The organism is Candidatus Dormiibacter sp., from assembly GCF_050999135.1.
Classification (GTDB): Bacteria; Chloroflexota; Dormibacteria; order Dormibacterales; family Dormibacteraceae; genus Dormiibacter; species Dormiibacter spiritus.
Map to the genome: position 1 here is coordinate 25,520 of NZ_JBPCPN010000058.1, position 14,312 is coordinate 39,831.

Here is a 14,312-nt window from a genome sequence, read left to right on the forward strand (position 1 = left end):
GCGATTCCAAGTCAGCTTCATCGCCGGCCGCCGCCCACCATGCGCACTATCTCGAGCCGGTCACCCTCGTTGAGCGTGCGCTCGGTGTAGCTCTCGCGGGCGACAATCTCGCCGTTCAGCTCCACCGCCACTGCCAGCGGGTCCACGCCCAAGCGCGCGATGTAATCAAGGAGGGAGATCGGGCCGGGCAGTTCGACGTCCTTCCCGTTGACGCGAAGGTTCATCGCCGTTGAAAGTAGCCGATGGCTGCGAAGCCCTGAGCCCCAGCCACCAGACATTCCTGGCTGCGGTCGTCGTCGACGCCACCGATCGCCAGCACGGGGATGCGCACGCCCAGGCAGACTTCCCGCAGAGCCCCAAGTCCTACGGGCGGTTGACCGGGATGTGAAGCGGTCGGAAACACGGGGCCGAAGAGCACGTAGTCGGCTCCCTCAGCCTCCGCCTGCTTGGCCGCCTCCAGGCTGTGCACTGATCGGCCCAGCAGCCGCTCCGGACCAAGCAGTGCGCGAGCATCGACTGTTGGAATGTCCACCTCGGGCAGGTGCACCCCGGCGGCGCCCACCGCGAGCGCCACATCGCAGCGAGAACGGGCAAGCACGGGCACCGGCGAAGCGTCCACAAGGCGTCTCAGCTCCACTTCCTCCTGCCGCGTGCTGAGCTCAGGCGCCCGCAGGAGGAGCATGGTGGCGCCTCTCCTAACCGCCTGGAGTCCACTCTCCGCATCGCTGACGAGGGCCAGCGCAACAGGGGTTACGAGCGCTCCGATACCCCGCTGATGGGCGAGCTGGCGGCAGCCTCCAAGCGGCGCGGAATCCGCCCCGCAAGGTAGCTCTTGCGGCCCGCCACCACTCCCTGCGCGATTGCTTCCGCCATCAGAACCGGCTTCTCCGCCCTCGCCACCGCCGTGTTGACCAGGACCGCGTCAGCGCCGAGCTCCATCGCGAGCGCGGCATCGCTGGCCGAGCCGATGCCGGCATCGACGACGACCGGGACGCCGGCAGCTTCGATGATCAGCTCGATCTGGCGCTGGCTGACCAATCCCTGGCCAGAGCCGATGGGCGAGCCGAGCGGCATCACGGTCGCGCAGCCAACCGCCTCCAGGCGCCGCGCCAGGATCGGGTCGGCGTTGATGTAGGGCAGAACCGTGAACCCCTCTTTGACCAGCGCCTCAGCCGCCAGCAGCGTCTCGATGGGATCGGGCAGCAGGTAGCGTGGATCTGGGATGACCTCCAGCTTGACCCAGTCCGAGAGACCCATCGAACGCGCCAGACGAGCAATCCGGATCGCCTCTTCGGCGGTCTGGCAGCCTGCGGTGTTGGGAAGGATCCGGTAACGCTGCCAGTCGATCGCGTCGAGGATCGTCTTCCGGTTGGGGTCATCAACGTCGAGGCGGCGGAGTGCCACGGTGATCAGCTCAGCCCCCGACGCCTCCAGGGCGGCGACCATTTCCCGGTCGGAGCTGTATTTGCCGGTGCCCAAGAACAGCCGCGAGCGGAGCTCGACTCCGGCGATGACTAGCGAATCCGTTTCAACCGCGATGGCCACGCTTTCAACTCTACGCGCCGTCCTCACCGCCTCCTCGGGCGTGCAGTGGGCGCCGATTCGGCAGGCCCGGCCGGCGTGGAAAGCTGTCAGGTGTCGGCCTCACCTTGCTCGCCGCCAGGATGACTCCGCCGGTCCTGGCGGCGCTCGCCGCCGGCAGCACTGTCACCGGGCCTCCGCCCAGCAGGCCGACCGCCCCGCCGTCCGGCTCGGGCCCCGACTTCAGGGCCAGCAGCCGGCCTCCCACGCTGACGAAGGGCAAACACAGCTCGGCCAGCACCGGCAGCGCGGCGAGCGCCCGACAGGTGGCCACGTCAAAGCTCTCGCGCAAGCTCGTGTGGGCGGCCGTCTCCGCCCGTTGGGAGACCACCCGCACGTTGACCACCTCCAGCGTGGCGACGCAGTGGATCAGGAAAGCTGTCTTGTTGTGCTCGGCTTCCAATAGCGTCACAGCCAGATCCGGCCGGGCCAGAGCGAGCGGCAGGCCAGGCATGCCACCGCCCGAGCCGACGTCGATCAGGCTGCCCACGCCGTCCAGGTGCGGCAGCAGCACGAGGCTGTCTTCAACCAGCGCCCGATCCGGCCTGCTGGCCAGGCCCGGCCAGGCAGCGAGCAGGCGGAGGTACGCGGTGAGCTTAGAATCCAAGGCGTGCCGATCTACGAGTATCGCTGTCAGGATTGCCAGGGCAGTTTCGAGCGTCTGATCTCCTTCTCTGAGCGCGGCCGCTCTCAGGTCTGTCCGAGCTGCGAGTCGCTGCGCACCTCAGTCCAGGTCTCGAGCTTTGCAGCGGTCGGCGGCGCCAGCGAATCACGCAGCCTGCCGATGGCTCCGCAGGCCGGCGGTGGCTGCTGCGGTGGCGCCTGCGGCTGCGGTCACTGACGCCGACTTAGCCCCAGAGGTGCGGCCGCAATGCCCGACCGGATCTTGGGCGCCCATGCGGGCCATCTCCGGCGTCGCCTCGCGCGCTCCTCGCTGCGCGTATTCGGAATACGCTCACTGCGGTGCTCGTCGGCTCCTTGGATCTCACCCACCTGGCCATCCAATCTCTCGGCCGGGCTCGCGGCCGCACCTCTAGCCCGCTGATGCTGCTCCCGGTGAGCCACCGGGTGAACGAACGTGGCCATCTGGAGATCGGCGGCTGTGATTTGATCGAGCTGGCCCAGCGTCACGGCACGCCGCTCTACGTCTACGACGAAGCCACCGTGCGCTCCCGTTGTCAGGAATTCATGGCCGCGATGGGCGACAGGGGCGAGGTGCTCTACTCGGCGAAGGCGTTTGCCTCCCCAGGCTTTCTACGCATCGTCGCCAGCGAGGGTCTGGGACTCGACGTCGTCTCCGCCGGCGAGCTGCACATAGCGCTGCGGGCTGGTTACCCGACCGATCGGATCTACTTTCTGGGCAACAACAAGAGCGAGGAAGACGTAGCCGCGGCTATTGCTGCGGGCGCCACACTCGTCCTTGACGGCTTCCATGACATCGAGCTGCTGCGTCGGGTGGTTCCGGCTGGACACCGCCAGCGGTGTCTGGTGCGCGTATCGCCGGGTGTCGACGCCCAGACCCACACCTTCATCGCCACCGGCCAGCTGGACTCAAAGTTCGGTTTCTCGATCGAGTCAGGTGCCGCCCGGGCAGCGGTGGAGCAGGCGCTGGCGCTGGACTCGATCCAGCTCGAGGGGCTCCACTCCCACATCGGCTCCCAGATCTACGACCTTGGTGGCCACCTACAGGCGCTGGAGATCATGCTCGACCTGCTCGCCCAACTGAAGGGCGAGCTCGGCTACGAACCCCGCAAGCTCGGCGCCGGGGGCGGTCTAGGCATCGCCTACACGGAGCAGGATGATCCCCCGACGCCAGCCGAGTTTGTCGGGACGCTGCTCGCGGCGCTAGCCGGCGGCGCCTCCGCTCGCTCGCTGCCGCAGCCGGCGCTGGTTGTGGAGCCGGGCCGCGCGATTGCGGGCCCGGCTGGGGTTGCGCTGTACACGGTCGGCTCGATCAAGGACATCCCCGGCGTCAGGCGCTACGTGGCGGTCGACGGCGGGATGGGCGACAACATCCGGCCCAAGCTCTACGACGCGCTCTACCAGCCGCTGCTGGCGCACGATCCTGAGGGAGCCGCCACCGAGACCGTCAGCATCGCCGGCAAGTACTGCGAGTCGACCGACATCCTGGTCAGCGACGCCCGCCTGCCATCTGTTCGCACCGGCGACATCCTGGTCATTCCGGCCGCCGGTGCCTACTGCCTCGCCATGGCGAGCCAGTACAACGGCCTGCCCCGCCCCGCGGTGGTCATCGTCTCCGGCGGCCGGGATCGCCTCATCCGCCGTCGCGAGACCTACGACGATCTGCTGGCGGCCGAGATTCTCTAGAGGTGCGGCCGAAAAGCCCGTCCGGATCTTGGGCGCCCATGCGGGCCATCTCCGGCGTCGCCTCATGCGCTCCTCGCTGCGCGTATTCGGAATACGCTCACTGCGGTGCTCGTCGGCTCCTTGGATCTGACCCACCTGACCAACCAATCTCTCGGCCGGGTTCCCGGCCGCACCTCTAGAGGGACCGAGCCAGCGGCCAGGCCGACGCTGATCCTCTGTCACAGCCCGCTCGTGGGCCCAGCGACCTGGAGCGAGGTGGGGAGCGTTCTGCGGGAGCGAGGCTGGCCGGTGGTCATCCCGTCGCTGCTGGCAGCCAGGGACGGGCCACCTCCCCTCTGGCGACACTTTGTCCAAAGCGCGGCGGCGGCCGCGACCGGACCGCCCGCCGAGGTGGTGCTGGTCGGTCACAGCGGAGCCGGGCCGTTGCTGCCACAGATAGGGGCTTTGCTGCGACCCAGGAATCGCGGCTATGTCTTCGTCGACGCCGGCCTGCCGCATCCGACCGAGCCGACGCCCATCGCGCCACCGGAGTTCCTGGCCCAGCTGCGGGCACTGGCGACCGGCGACCGGCTGCCGCCCTGGTCTCAGTGGTGGGGCGAAGACGCCATGCGTTCACTGCTCCCTGACGACGCCCTGCGCGCTCGGGTCACGGCTGAGCTGCCGTCTCTGCCGCTGGCCTACTTCGAGGAGGCGGTGCCCGCGGCAACCTGGTGGCCGGACGCGCCTTGCGGCTACCTGTGGTTCAGCGAACCGTACGCCTCAGCGGCTTCCGAAGCGCAAGCCCGTGGCTGGCCGGTGGCACACCTGCCCGGTCACCACCTGCACCTTCTGACCAATCCGGGCGCCGTGGCCGACGCGCTCGTTCAATTGCTCGAGCGGGGCTGACTCAGTACTGTCTGGGCCAACGGCCGAATCGACTGGCGGCGGAGGACTCGGCGAAGCGTCTCCACCGCGCACTCCACCTCCGCCGCAGTTGTGTCGTAGCCGGCGGTGAGGCGCAGGCTGCCGAGGGCCGCTTCCAGCGTGTAGCCCGCCGCCAGCAGCACGTGCGAAGGATCGAGCGAACCGGAGGCGCAGGCCGAGCCGCTGGAAGCCGCTATCCCTGCCGCGTCGAGCGCGAGCAGGAGATCCTCGCCCCGGCGCTGGCTGAAGACAGCCGTGGCATAGTTCGGAAGCCGCGGCTCACCGCCAGTCAGCTCGCCGCCTGCGTCGTTTAGGGCAACCAGCAGCCGGTCGGAGAGAAGCGCGACGCGCTCCGCCTCCTCTTCCCGGTGCGCCGCGCAGACGCCGAGCGCCGCAGCCATCGCCAGCGCGGAGCCCACGTCCTCCCGGCCGGCCCGGCGGCCCCACTCCTGCGGACCGCCGTAGACCAGCGGCTGGAGCCGCACCTCCTGCCGGCCGTAGAGAAGACCGCCGGGGCCGGCCCCGAGCTTGGCCCCCGAGAAGGAGGCCAGGTCGACGAGCTCCAGCGGCGGTCGCAGCCAGCGGGGCCCCTGGCAGCAGTCCAGGTGAAGAAGCGCTCCCCGCTCCTGCGCCAGCGCCGCGACCTCGGCCACCGGCTGCACAGTGCCCAGCTCGTTGTTGGCCAGGCCGAGGGAGATCAGTCCAGCCTCAGCCGGCACCAGCGAAAGGTCGGCCAACCCAAAGCGGTCGGTGGGCAGGATCACCACCGGCACGCCCTCGAGCTGCAGTTCCCGCGCCGCGCCCAGCACCGCCTGGTGCTCGCCCGCCCAGGTGACCAGCGCTCGGCCCTCGGGCAACCGGCGGCCGGCGCCCAGCAACGCCAGGTTGACAGCTTCAGTGCCGGAGGCGCAGAAGGCCAGCTCTGCCGAACCGACTCCCAGCGCGACGGCGACGCGATCGCGCGCCGAATCGAGAGCAGTGCGGGCTGCCTGGCCGAACTGGTGGGGGCTGGACGGGTTCGCCCAAGGGGAGCCCTTCCGCGCGGCAGCTGCTTCGGGCAAGACCGGCGCTGCGCCGGCGTCGTCGAGGTAGATCCGGTTCAGGACTTCTCGGAAGGCGCCCGGGCCAGCTCGGTCAGACTGCCGTTCCAGTCCTTCAGCCAGAGATGAAGGTCCAGCACCTCGTCGGCCTGGATCGGGTCGCGGGCGGGAGGCCCTTCGGTGGCCTCCTCTTGCAGGGGCACGAGGCCGGCATACTCCTCTTCGCTGCCGGCGGCGGTCTCCCCCTGGATCACAAGCAGCACCACAAACTCCGCCTTGCAAGCTGCGCAGCCCACCTGGATGGTGTAGCGGTTCTCCACGTGGCGCAGCAGGCGCAGGTCGCAGTCGGTCAGGTTCTGACCGCAGACCGGACAGTTGTAGTAGCGGGCCCGATCCCGGATGAAGTCCAGGAACATCACTCAGGATCCATCGTACGGCGCCGACCCTCCACGCAAACGCAGCCATCTCGGCCGACCCGGGCGGAGTGGGAAGTACCCGCCGGCAGCTCCATCCGATCTCCCGCCGCGAGGTGCAGCACCCGCTCGGGCAGGACGAAATCAATGGCGCCTTCAACGCAGTAGAGGATCTTGGTGTAGGGATGCTTGTGCTCGGCGTAAACGTTGTCGGGGCCGTTGGACCAGCTGTAGCAGCCCTCCGCCTCCCTTTCCAGCTTCGCTCTGAGCTCACTCAGCGAGCCCATCAGTGCCGGATCTCCAAGGTCACGGGGCGATCCTACAATCGGCGCGGTGACCAGGATCCAAGTTCACAGCGACCGTCGAGAGCAGATGCTTGACGTGACCGACCAGGTCAGCGCTGCGGTCCGCCAGGCCGCCGTGGACGAGGGCATCTGCCTGGTGGCCACGCCGCACACAACCTGCGCGGTGACTGTCAACGAGGGCTGGGACCCGCACGTCCAGGCTGACGCTCTCCAGCATCTGCGCCAGCTCATCCCGCAGCACGCCGGATTCAGTCACCAGGAGGGCAACTCGGACTCACACCTGAAGGCGATGGCGCTGGGCAACAGCGCCAGCCTGCCGGTCAGCGGTGGCGAGCTTCAGCTGGGCTGCTGGCAGGCGGTCTTTCTCTGCGAATTCGATGGCCCGCGGCCGCGAGAGGTCTGGGTGGTAGTCAGCTGATGCTTTCGATTCTGCGCCGCTACCGAGCTGGAGAGCTGAGCGAAACCCAGGCCGAGCAGCTGCTGCGCCGCACCCAACTGGAGGAACTGGCGGGACAGGCCCAGTTGGACTTGGGGCGCCAGGCCCGGCGGGGGCTGCCTGAGGTGGTGCTCGCGGCCGGCAAGACGCCCGGCGACGCAGCCCGGCTGACGGTCACGCTGGCCCAGGAACAGGGGCAGGGTCTCGTCAGCCGGCTGTCCGCCGAGCACTGGTCGGAGCTGGAGGCGGAGGTCGGCACCGCGGGTCTGGAAATGCACCGCCATGTCAACGCAGCGCGCGTTGTGCGGCCCGGCTTTTCGCCAGCCACATTGGACGCCCGCATAGCGGTGATCACGGCGGGCACTTCGGACCTGGCGGTCGCGGAGGAGGTCCGCATGCTGGCTTTGGCCGGGGGAATCGAGTGCCGCCTGGTGGCGGATGTGGGCGTGGCGGGTCTCCATCGCCTGGTGGCGCCGCTTTCGCGGCTTCTCGAATGGGACCCTGATGTGTTGGTAGTGGCCGCCGGGATGGACGGTGTCCTGCCGGGCGTGGTGGGCGGTCTGACCGACAGGCCGGTGATCGGCGTGCCTGTCTCGACAGGCTACGGGCTGGGCGGTGGCGGCGAAGCAGCTCTGCTCACGATGCTCCAGTCCTGCAGCACGGGTCTCGTGACCGTCAACCTTGACAACGGCGTGGGCGCGGGCGCTGCTGCTGTCCTCATCGCCGCCCGCGCGGCCCGCCGCGGCGCCGAGGCGGTCGAAAGGCGGCAATCACCACCACCACCAGCGCCGCGATCACCAGAAAGAGCAGTGCCGCAACCGTGATCACTATCCAGTAGCGGCTCAGATCCGCCCCGCCGGGCAGCGAGTAGAGCAGCGCGAGCAGGAAGACCAGCCCCAGCAGACCGACCAGTAGCCCGGGAAAGCCGCTCCGCTTTCGGCCGTAGAAGAACAGCCAGAGTCGGCCCGGCTTGCGTCGAGAGGGGCGTTCCGGCCGGCTCAGGGCAGACGCTCCAAGAGCTCGCTCAGCTTGCGGATGAACGGGATCGGGGGCGGCGGTTCGGCGTCAGTCAGCTCAGTGCAGATGAGCGCATCGAGTCCTGCCCGACAGGGGCCGTGGTAGTCCTCGCGCGGCTTGTCGCCGATGTAGAGCGCGCGCCCTGGCTCGACCTCGAGCTTCGCCAGAGCCGCCAGATACAACTCTTTGGCCGGCTTGCGCTTGCCGATCTCAGAGGAGAAGACGGCTGCGTCGACCACGTCACTGAATCCGTTCAGCGCCAGCTGACGGTGCAGGAGCTCGGGCGGAAAGGGAGCGTTGGAGGCGATGCCCAGCCGGTAGCCGCGCTGCCGCAGCGTGCGCAGGGTCGCGAAGGCTGTGGGCGCCGGGCGCACAGCTCTGGCCCAGCACGCCTGCTCCCGCTCCATGATCCGCCACAGAATCTCGGTGGGCACTTCCAGACCGGCGCGACGCCAGCCGGCCAGGTAATAGCTGAAGTAATCGACCTCGCTCTCATCGACATCAGCCAGACCCACCTCCAGCGGCTCCAGGACATTGTTCAGCAGCCACTCCGGTGGCGGGGCGTCCGGCCCCAGCCATTGCGCAACCTCCTTCAGCACCTGGAGCAGGCGCGCACGGGGATAGTCGAAGGACACCAACGTCTGCCCGTAGTCAAAGAGGACGGCCGCGACGGGGCCCATCCGATCGCCCAGGCTCATGTCGACGAGGCGTGGCGTGGGCTATACATCGGGGCTCTGAAGGTCAGGGTCGCAGCGAATAAGACCGCATCCTAGTGATAGGGCAGGCTTTTGGCGGGATCTCAGCTCTTGGCTGACAGGCAGGTGCGGCCGCTCGGACTCTAGATTGGGGGAGGTGGAAGCAGGGATGCAGCAGTCTCGGATCTCCCAGCGGAGCGCCGTACGCATAGTTCCGTGGGGCTAGGATGACCTGGGCCTTCTCCAGAAGTTGATGGGCGACCCGGCAATGACCCACCACCTCGGGGGTCCCGAGAGCGACGCTAAGATCGCCGATCGCCAGTCACGCTATGAGCGGCTAGCAGACTCCGGCCAGGGCAGGATGTTCAAGATCGAGGACACTGTGTCCGGTCAGGCAGTCGGATCTGTCGGCTACTGGGAGCGGACGTGGCGCGACCAGCAGGTCTACGAGACCGGCTGGTCGGTGTTTCCGGCGTTCCAGGGCCGAGGTATCGCCAGCACAGCCACCGCGGAGGCCGTCGCCAGCGCCACCTCAGAGCGGAAGCTTCGCTGCCTCCACGCGTTCCCGTCCGTCGACAACCCACCCTCCAACGCGGTCTGTCGGAAGCTCGGCTTCACCCTCTTGGAGGAGTGTGTCGTCGAGTACCCGCCGGGCAGCTTCATGCGCTGCAACGAGTGGCGACTCGATCTCTTCGGCGAAAAGCTAGGCTGACCAGGTGGACGCGGGCACACGTTTCACTCACCTTGATGAGCGCGGCGCCGCTCGGATGGTGGACGTCGGCGCCAAGCCCGCCACCCAGCGGGAGGCCGTGGCGGAGTGCCGGGTTCGGCTGTCGCCCGGCACCGTCGTGGCCATCGCGAACTCCGAGCTGAGCAAGGGCGACGCGCTGGCGGTGGCCCGTCTGGCGGGCATCATGGGGGCAAAGCGGACCAGCGAGCTGATTCCACTCTGCCACCCCCTGCCACTCTCCAGCGTCGAGGTGAGGCTCGAGTTGGAGGAGGCGGCGGTCCGGATCGAGGCGACCGCCCGGGTGACCGGCCAGACAGGGGTCGAGATGGAGGCTCTGACGGCCGCCGCGGTGGCTGGCCTGGCCCTCATCGACATGGTGAAGTCGCTGGAGAAAGGAGTTGAGCTGCAGTCGGTGCGGCTGCTGAAGAAGACGGGCGGTCGCTCCGGCGAGTGGACCCGCCCAGCCGGATGAGAGCTGCCGTGCTGACAGTCTCGGATCGCGTAAGCGCCGGTCAGATGCGGGACTCGAGCGGTCCGGCGCTGCGGGAGCTGCTGCTGCGCCAGGGCTACGAAGTGGGCGAGGTGGAGACGGTGCCTGACGAGCGGGATCAGATCGCCGGCTGGCTGCGCCGGACCGCCGGAAACCGTGACCTCCTGGTCACCACCGGTGGCACCGGGCTGGCGCCGCGGGATGTGACGCCGCAGGCGCTTCAAGAGGTACTTGACTACGACATCCCGGGACTGGGCGAGGTGATGCGGCAGCGCGGGTTGGCCCAGACTCCCATGTCTTCGCTCTCGCGCTCGCTGGCGGGCGTGCTGGGCTCCACGCTGGTGCTGGCGCTGCCGGGGAGCGAAGCTGGAGCTCGGGAGTCGCTCGAAGCCGTGCTGCCAGTGCTCGACCACGCCCTGGGCGTCCTGAAGGGAGAGAATCGGCACTCATGAACATCAACTCCGATCTGGGTGAGGCGGTGGGCCAGGACGAGGAGATCCTGCCCAACATCGACAGCGCCAACGTTTGCTGCGCGGCTCACGCCGGTTCCATCAACGAATCTGTTGCGACAGCGCGCCGCTGCCACGAGCTCGGCGTGGAGGTGGCCGCCCACCCCGGTTTTGAGGATCGTGAGAACTTCGGCCGGGTCGAGTACCGCCTGCCCCTGCCGGAGCTGAAGGGTTTGCTCCGCTTCCAGATCGGCGCCCTCGCCGCTCTTAGCAAGCTGGGCTACGTGAAGGCGCACGGCGCTCTCTATCACGTCTGCCAGGCCGACGCTGAGAGCGCTGAGGTGCTGGTGCGCGTCTCGGCTGAGTTTGGGCTGGGCGTCATGGGCCAGCCTGGTTACGGCATCCTGGCCGCCTGCGAAAAGTTGGGCGTCAAGGGCTATCGCGAGGGCTTCGCGGATCGCGCCTACCTGCCCAACGGGCTGCTCGCGCCGCGCTCCCAGCCGGGCTCGGTGCTGGAGCCGGACGCGGCCGCCGAGCAGGCGTTGCGCGAGATCCGCTCCGGCAAGTACGACAGCATCTGCCTGCACGGCGATTCGCCGGGCGCTGCAGCCACCGCCAAACGCATCCGGGAAGCAATCACGGAGGCGGGTGTCGAAACCGGCCCGCTCAGCGCTTGACGCCGGGCATGCTGCAGGCCGGCCGGCCCGCACCGGACTTCACGCTGCCTGGAACCGCCGACGGACCCGTGACCTTGAGCGAGGCCTTCCGCGCCAACCGAGCGACCATCCTGGCGTTCTACGTTCTCGATTTCACGCCTGGTTGAAAGACCGAGCTGACCGAGTTCCGGTCACGGCAGGCGGAGCTGGCTGACGCCGGCATCGCCATCTTCGGCATCAGCGTGGACAGCGTCTTCTGCCATCAGGCTTTCGACCGAGAGCTGGGCGGCCTGCCCTTTCCACTGCTGGCTGACTTCGAGCGGACGATGGTCGAGGCCTATGGAGTGCGCCGCGACGACGTCGAGGGTTTCAAGGGCATGCCCAACCGCTCGATCTTCATAGTCGACAGTGAGGGCGTGATCGGCTGGACGTGGCTACGCAGCCAGGAGCAATCCCTACCCGACTACGACGCAGTCATCGCCGCCGCCAAAGAGGTGGCCGGGCAGGCATAGGATTCGCCCCGGCGAGAGCGCGTCCTGAGACTTTAGCCTGGGCGCGATGGTCAGCCTGAGCGGGCAGCAGGTGCTTCGCATGCGGATGGCGGCCCAGGGTTTGGGCGCTCGCGGAGCTGGGGATGTGGCGGCCGCAGTGACGGGCTGCGCCGGCATTCAGGCGCAGGATCTGCTCTCGTCGCGGTTGGCGGTGCGAGCGCGCATGCGGCACATGACAGAGGCTCAAGTCGCAAGGGCTTGCGACCAGGAACGGAGCGTGGTCAGGACCTGGCTCATGCGGGGCACTCTGCACATGGTCGCGGCCGCCGACGTGCGCTGGCTGGTGCGGCTGCTCGGGCCCACCATTGCCGCCCGCTTCCAGCGCCGCCGGGCGCAGCTGGGCTTGGACCCCGCGCTCTGCGAGCGTCTCCTCCAGAAGCTGCCCGGAGTGCTGGCGGGACGGTCGCTGAGCCGGCGAGAGGTGGTGGCGGATCTCGCCCAGGCGGGTGTCCGCTTCGACCCCGCCGGCCAGGCGGCAGCTCACGCGATGGTCTTTGCCGCCGCCGCAGGGGTGATCTGCCGAGGCCCTGACCGAGAGGTTGAGGGAGAGCCGACGTATGTCCTGCTGAAGGAGTGGCTGGCCCGCGTAAAAGAGCGGAGACCGCTGGAGCCAGAGGTTGAGCTGGCGCGTCGCTACTTCGCCGGCTTCGGCCCCGCCGCCGTCGAGGACTTTGCCGCCTGGTCGGGCTTTGGGCTACCCGCCGCCCGGGCCGCATGCTCGCCGCTCGGCTTGGTCACTGTGGATTGTGACGGCCGCCGGCTTCTCCTGGCGGGAGTGGGTGAGGAGGGTGCTGGCTGGCGGCTTCTGCCTAAGTTCGACACTTACCTGGTCGGCTACCGGGATCGCACTCTGCTGCGCGATGCAGCCACCTCGCAAGCGGTCTACGCCGGTGGCTGGATCCATCCCGCCGTCGTCCATGACGGGCGCCTGGTCGGCAGCTGGCGGCTGCGCCGCCAGTACGGGGCGAGCGCCGTCACCATCCGGGTGCAGCTCTCCTTTGGGGTGCCGGGCGATGAGGAGGCTCTGGAAGCAGAGGCTAGTGACGTCGGCCGGTTTCTAGGCATCGAGACTCGACTGGAGCTGCGGCGAGGCTAGGCACTGACCGGTTGGGTCACTGCCGACGAGGTCGCGCACCCCTTCGACCTGGCGATCACCTGCAAGATCGTGGAACCGGACGGCAGCGAGCGGGTGGTCCAGCGCTCGAACACATCGCTGATGGTCCACCGGCTGCCCGAGATCATCGCGTTCCTGAGCCTCTTCACCACGCTCGAAGCCGGCGATGTGATAGCGACGGGAACGCCTGGTGGGGTGGGCCTGGGTCGCAAGCCGCCGGAGTTTCTGCGCCCCGGCCAGCTGCTGGTCAGCGCCATCGAGGGCCTGGGCGAGCTGCGCAACCCGATAGCGGCCGAAGCCGACTGACTGGGGCTCCGCCACCGCTGAGCGGACCTGCTCGGGACGAAGTCAAGAACCACTGGCGTTGAAGCCTTACGGGGACTAGAATTACCCGCCATGGCCGCCCCGGCGCTCGACTACAGCGCGCCCTTCCAGCATGCTATCGAGCTGATCGGGAAGCGCTGGTCGGGAGCCGTGATCCGAGCCCTGATGGCCGGCACCTGTCGCTTCAACCATCTTCTGGCCGGCATCCCTGGTATCAGCGACCGGGTGCTGACCGAGCGCCTGCGCGAGCTGGAGAGCGAGGGACTGGTGGAGAGGCTGGTCGACCCGGGGCCGCCGGTGAGGGTCAGCTACCGGCTGACCGACTTGGGCCAGAGCCTGCGCCCTGTGCTCCGGACTGTCGACAGCTGGGCCAAGAAGGAACTGAACGGCGCCAAGCCCGGAGACGAGGCAGCGGGCTAGGACGCGCCTCCTTTTCGCTGGGCCACGTATGGGTGCGATAAGCCGGACGGCTCAGCGCAGCTCCTGGATTCGGAGGAGGTTGCCCGCGGGATCGCGGAAGGCGCAGTCGCGAACCCCGTACGGCTGCTCGGCCGGCTCCTGGACGACGTCCGCGCCGCTGGCCTGCAGTCGCCCGAAGGTGCCGTCGAGGTCGGCGGTGGCAAAGATTATGTGGGCGTAGGTGCCCTTGGCCATCATCTCGACGATGGTGCGCCGCTCGTCGTCGGTGAGGCCGTGCCCACCGCCCGGCGGCTCCAGGACGATGGACGTGCCGGGCTGGCCGGCGGGGCCGACACTGATCCAGCGCATCCCGCCGTATTTGACGTCGTTGCGGACCTCGAAGCCGAGGGTGTCGCGATAGAAGGCCAGGGATGCGTCCGGCTCGTCGTGGGGGAGGAAGCTCGCGTGAATGGTGATGTCCATGGCGGTCACGCTAGCTGCGGCTCGGGGGTCCGCGCTTCTCGGTTCCTGATCGGTCTGGTCACCTGTTTCGCGACGCACGACGGCATCCCCGCCGTCGCACGCGCCGCGTGGCGCCGATAGACGCTGGGCGGCACGCCGACCAGCTCGGTGAAGCGAGTGCTCAAGGTGCCCAGCGACGAGCAGCCGACCGCGAAGCAGACCTCGGTGACGCTGAGGTCGCCACGACGCAGCAGCGCTATCGCACGCTCGATGCGCCGCGTCATCAGGTAGCCGTACGGCGACTCGCCGTAGGCGCGCCGGAACTGGCGGCTGAAGTGGCCGGCCGACATGTGCGCGCCGCGGGCGAGCGCCTCGACGTCCAGCGGCTGCGCGTACTCCCGGTCGATCCGGTCGCGGAC

24 protein-coding genes are annotated in these 14,312 nt (G+C 68.6%); 14 read left to right on the plus strand and 10 right to left on the minus strand.

The features are described from left to right. Positions 1-17: 17 nt before the first annotated feature. Genes thiS through rsmG form a run of 4 tightly spaced genes read right to left on the minus strand, consistent with a single transcriptional unit; the run spans position 18 to position 2,188 of the window. On the minus strand, positions 18-224 hold the full coding sequence (thiS, locus tag ACR2MZ_RS14050) for a sulfur carrier protein ThiS (RefSeq protein WP_434005671.1): 207 nt from the start codon (positions 222-224) through the stop codon (positions 18-20). Continuing rightward, a complete protein-coding gene (locus ACR2MZ_RS14055; RefSeq protein WP_434005691.1) occupies positions 221-766 on the minus strand; it encodes a thiamine phosphate synthase in 546 nt (181 codons plus the stop codon). The genes thiS and ACR2MZ_RS14055 overlap by 4 nt, the downstream gene beginning before the upstream one ends. After that, positions 751-1,545, minus strand: a complete 795-nt coding sequence (locus ACR2MZ_RS14060) for a thiazole synthase (protein WP_434005672.1) — start codon at positions 1,543-1,545, stop codon at positions 751-753. Before ACR2MZ_RS14060 ends, ACR2MZ_RS14055 begins: the two co-directional genes overlap by 16 nt. 10 nt (positions 1,546-1,555) lie before the next feature. Further along, positions 1,556-2,188, minus strand: coding sequence for a 16S rRNA (guanine(527)-N(7))-methyltransferase RsmG (rsmG, locus tag ACR2MZ_RS14065; protein ID WP_434005673.1), 633 nt, complete (start codon positions 2,186-2,188; stop codon positions 1,556-1,558). Between the two features lie 3 nt (positions 2,189-2,191). Here rsmG and ACR2MZ_RS14070 point away from each other — a divergent pair, with 3 nt between their 5' ends. The 3 genes from ACR2MZ_RS14070 to ACR2MZ_RS14080 all read left to right on the plus strand — a co-directional run bounded on the left by ACR2MZ_RS14070 (position 2,192) and on the right by ACR2MZ_RS14080 (position 4,794). Continuing rightward, the gene (locus ACR2MZ_RS14070; RefSeq protein ID WP_434005674.1) at positions 2,192-2,422 is read left to right on the plus strand and encodes an FmdB family zinc ribbon protein; all 231 of its coding nucleotides are present in this window, start codon (positions 2,192-2,194) and stop codon (positions 2,420-2,422) included. A 122-nt stretch (positions 2,423-2,544) separates the two neighbouring features. Beyond that, the gene (gene lysA, locus ACR2MZ_RS14075; RefSeq protein WP_434005675.1) at positions 2,545-3,909 is read left to right on the plus strand and encodes a diaminopimelate decarboxylase; all 1,365 of its coding nucleotides are present in this window, start codon (positions 2,545-2,547) and stop codon (positions 3,907-3,909) included. Positions 3,910-4,014: 105 nt separating this feature from the next. Continuing rightward, positions 4,015-4,794: an alpha/beta hydrolase gene (locus ACR2MZ_RS14080; RefSeq protein ID WP_434005676.1), complete on the plus strand. Its 780-nt coding sequence runs from the start codon at positions 4,015-4,017 to the stop codon at positions 4,792-4,794. Here ACR2MZ_RS14080 and ACR2MZ_RS14085 read toward each other — a convergent pair. From ACR2MZ_RS14085 to ACR2MZ_RS14095, 3 genes are read right to left on the minus strand one after another with little or no spacing between them, the layout of a single operon-like run. Then, on the minus strand, positions 4,773-5,975 hold the full coding sequence (locus tag ACR2MZ_RS14085) for a cysteine desulfurase family protein (RefSeq protein ID WP_434005692.1): 1,203 nt from the start codon (positions 5,973-5,975) through the stop codon (positions 4,773-4,775). The two genes, ACR2MZ_RS14080 and ACR2MZ_RS14085, sit on opposite strands and share 22 nt — an antisense overlap. Then, positions 5,912-6,268 carry a hypothetical protein gene (locus tag ACR2MZ_RS14090; protein ID WP_434005677.1) on the minus strand — a complete coding sequence of 119 codons (357 nt, stop codon included), beginning with the start codon at positions 6,266-6,268 and terminating at the stop codon, positions 5,912-5,914. Before ACR2MZ_RS14090 ends, ACR2MZ_RS14085 begins: the two co-directional genes overlap by 64 nt. Beyond that, positions 6,268-6,552 carry a cupin domain-containing protein gene (locus ACR2MZ_RS14095; RefSeq protein WP_434005678.1) on the minus strand — a complete coding sequence of 95 codons (285 nt, stop codon included), beginning with the start codon at positions 6,550-6,552 and terminating at the stop codon, positions 6,268-6,270. Before ACR2MZ_RS14095 ends, ACR2MZ_RS14090 begins: the two co-directional genes overlap by 1 nt. A 46-nt stretch (positions 6,553-6,598) precedes the next feature. Between ACR2MZ_RS14095 and ACR2MZ_RS14100 the strand changes: the two genes are divergently transcribed. Beyond that, positions 6,599-6,988 (plus strand): secondary thiamine-phosphate synthase enzyme YjbQ, encoded by a 390-nt coding sequence (locus tag ACR2MZ_RS14100; RefSeq protein WP_434005679.1) that lies wholly within the window; start codon positions 6,599-6,601, stop codon positions 6,986-6,988. Further along, positions 6,988-7,830, plus strand: a complete 843-nt coding sequence (larB, locus tag ACR2MZ_RS14105) for a nickel pincer cofactor biosynthesis protein LarB (protein ID WP_434005680.1) — start codon at positions 6,988-6,990, stop codon at positions 7,828-7,830. Before ACR2MZ_RS14100 ends, larB begins: the two co-directional genes overlap by 1 nt. 174 nt (positions 7,831-8,004) lie before the next feature. Here larB and ACR2MZ_RS14110 read toward each other — a convergent pair whose 3' ends face one another. After that, positions 8,005-8,721 (minus strand): HAD family hydrolase, encoded by a 717-nt coding sequence (locus tag ACR2MZ_RS14110; RefSeq protein WP_434005681.1) that lies wholly within the window; start codon positions 8,719-8,721, stop codon positions 8,005-8,007. Positions 8,722-8,950: 229 nt separating this feature from the next. Between ACR2MZ_RS14110 and ACR2MZ_RS14115 the strand changes: the two genes are divergently transcribed. The 9 genes from ACR2MZ_RS14115 (at position 8,951) to ACR2MZ_RS14155 (ending at position 13,452) form a co-directional block, all read left to right on the plus strand. After that, entirely contained in the window at positions 8,951-9,430 is a 480-nt protein-coding gene (locus ACR2MZ_RS14115; protein ID WP_434005693.1) for a GNAT family N-acetyltransferase, read from the plus strand. A gap of 4 nt (positions 9,431-9,434) precedes the next feature. Continuing rightward, positions 9,435-9,920: a cyclic pyranopterin monophosphate synthase MoaC gene (moaC, locus tag ACR2MZ_RS14120; RefSeq protein WP_434005682.1), complete on the plus strand. Its 486-nt coding sequence runs from the start codon at positions 9,435-9,437 to the stop codon at positions 9,918-9,920. Next, on the plus strand, positions 9,917-10,390 hold the full coding sequence (locus ACR2MZ_RS14125) for a MogA/MoaB family molybdenum cofactor biosynthesis protein (protein ID WP_434005683.1): 474 nt from the start codon (positions 9,917-9,919) through the stop codon (positions 10,388-10,390). Before moaC ends, ACR2MZ_RS14125 begins: the two co-directional genes overlap by 4 nt. Next, complete coding sequence (locus tag ACR2MZ_RS14130; protein WP_434005684.1) at positions 10,387-11,064, plus strand: 5-oxoprolinase subunit PxpA; 678 nt, start codon at positions 10,387-10,389, stop codon at positions 11,062-11,064. The genes ACR2MZ_RS14125 and ACR2MZ_RS14130 overlap by 4 nt, the downstream gene beginning before the upstream one ends. 8 nt (positions 11,065-11,072) lie before the next feature. Beyond that, entirely contained in the window at positions 11,073-11,210 is a 138-nt protein-coding gene (locus ACR2MZ_RS14135; RefSeq protein WP_434005685.1) for a redoxin domain-containing protein, read from the plus strand. Between the two features lie 9 nt (positions 11,211-11,219). Further along, entirely contained in the window at positions 11,220-11,555 is a 336-nt protein-coding gene (locus ACR2MZ_RS14140; RefSeq protein ID WP_434005694.1) for a redoxin domain-containing protein, read from the plus strand. A gap of 46 nt (positions 11,556-11,601) precedes the next feature. After that, entirely contained in the window at positions 11,602-12,690 is a 1,089-nt protein-coding gene (locus ACR2MZ_RS14145; RefSeq protein ID WP_434005686.1) for a winged helix DNA-binding domain-containing protein, read from the plus strand. A 3-nt stretch (positions 12,691-12,693) separates the two neighbouring features. Further along, on the plus strand, positions 12,694-13,014 hold the full coding sequence (locus ACR2MZ_RS14150; RefSeq protein WP_434005695.1) for a fumarylacetoacetate hydrolase family protein: 321 nt from the start codon (positions 12,694-12,696) through the stop codon (positions 13,012-13,014). A gap of 90 nt (positions 13,015-13,104) precedes the next feature. Then, positions 13,105-13,452: a winged helix-turn-helix transcriptional regulator gene (locus ACR2MZ_RS14155; RefSeq protein WP_434005687.1), complete on the plus strand. Its 348-nt coding sequence runs from the start codon at positions 13,105-13,107 to the stop codon at positions 13,450-13,452. A 51-nt stretch (positions 13,453-13,503) separates the two neighbouring features. On the opposite strand, the gene ACR2MZ_RS14160 is transcribed toward ACR2MZ_RS14155, so the two are convergent. Both ACR2MZ_RS14160 and ACR2MZ_RS14165 read right to left on the minus strand, forming a co-directional pair. Further along, entirely contained in the window at positions 13,504-13,914 is a 411-nt protein-coding gene (locus tag ACR2MZ_RS14160) for a VOC family protein (RefSeq protein WP_434005688.1), read from the minus strand. 5 nt (positions 13,915-13,919) lie between these two features. Beyond that, the coding region (locus ACR2MZ_RS14165; RefSeq protein ID WP_434005689.1) for a helix-turn-helix transcriptional regulator at positions 13,920-14,312 on the minus strand (393 nt) is incomplete at its 5' end.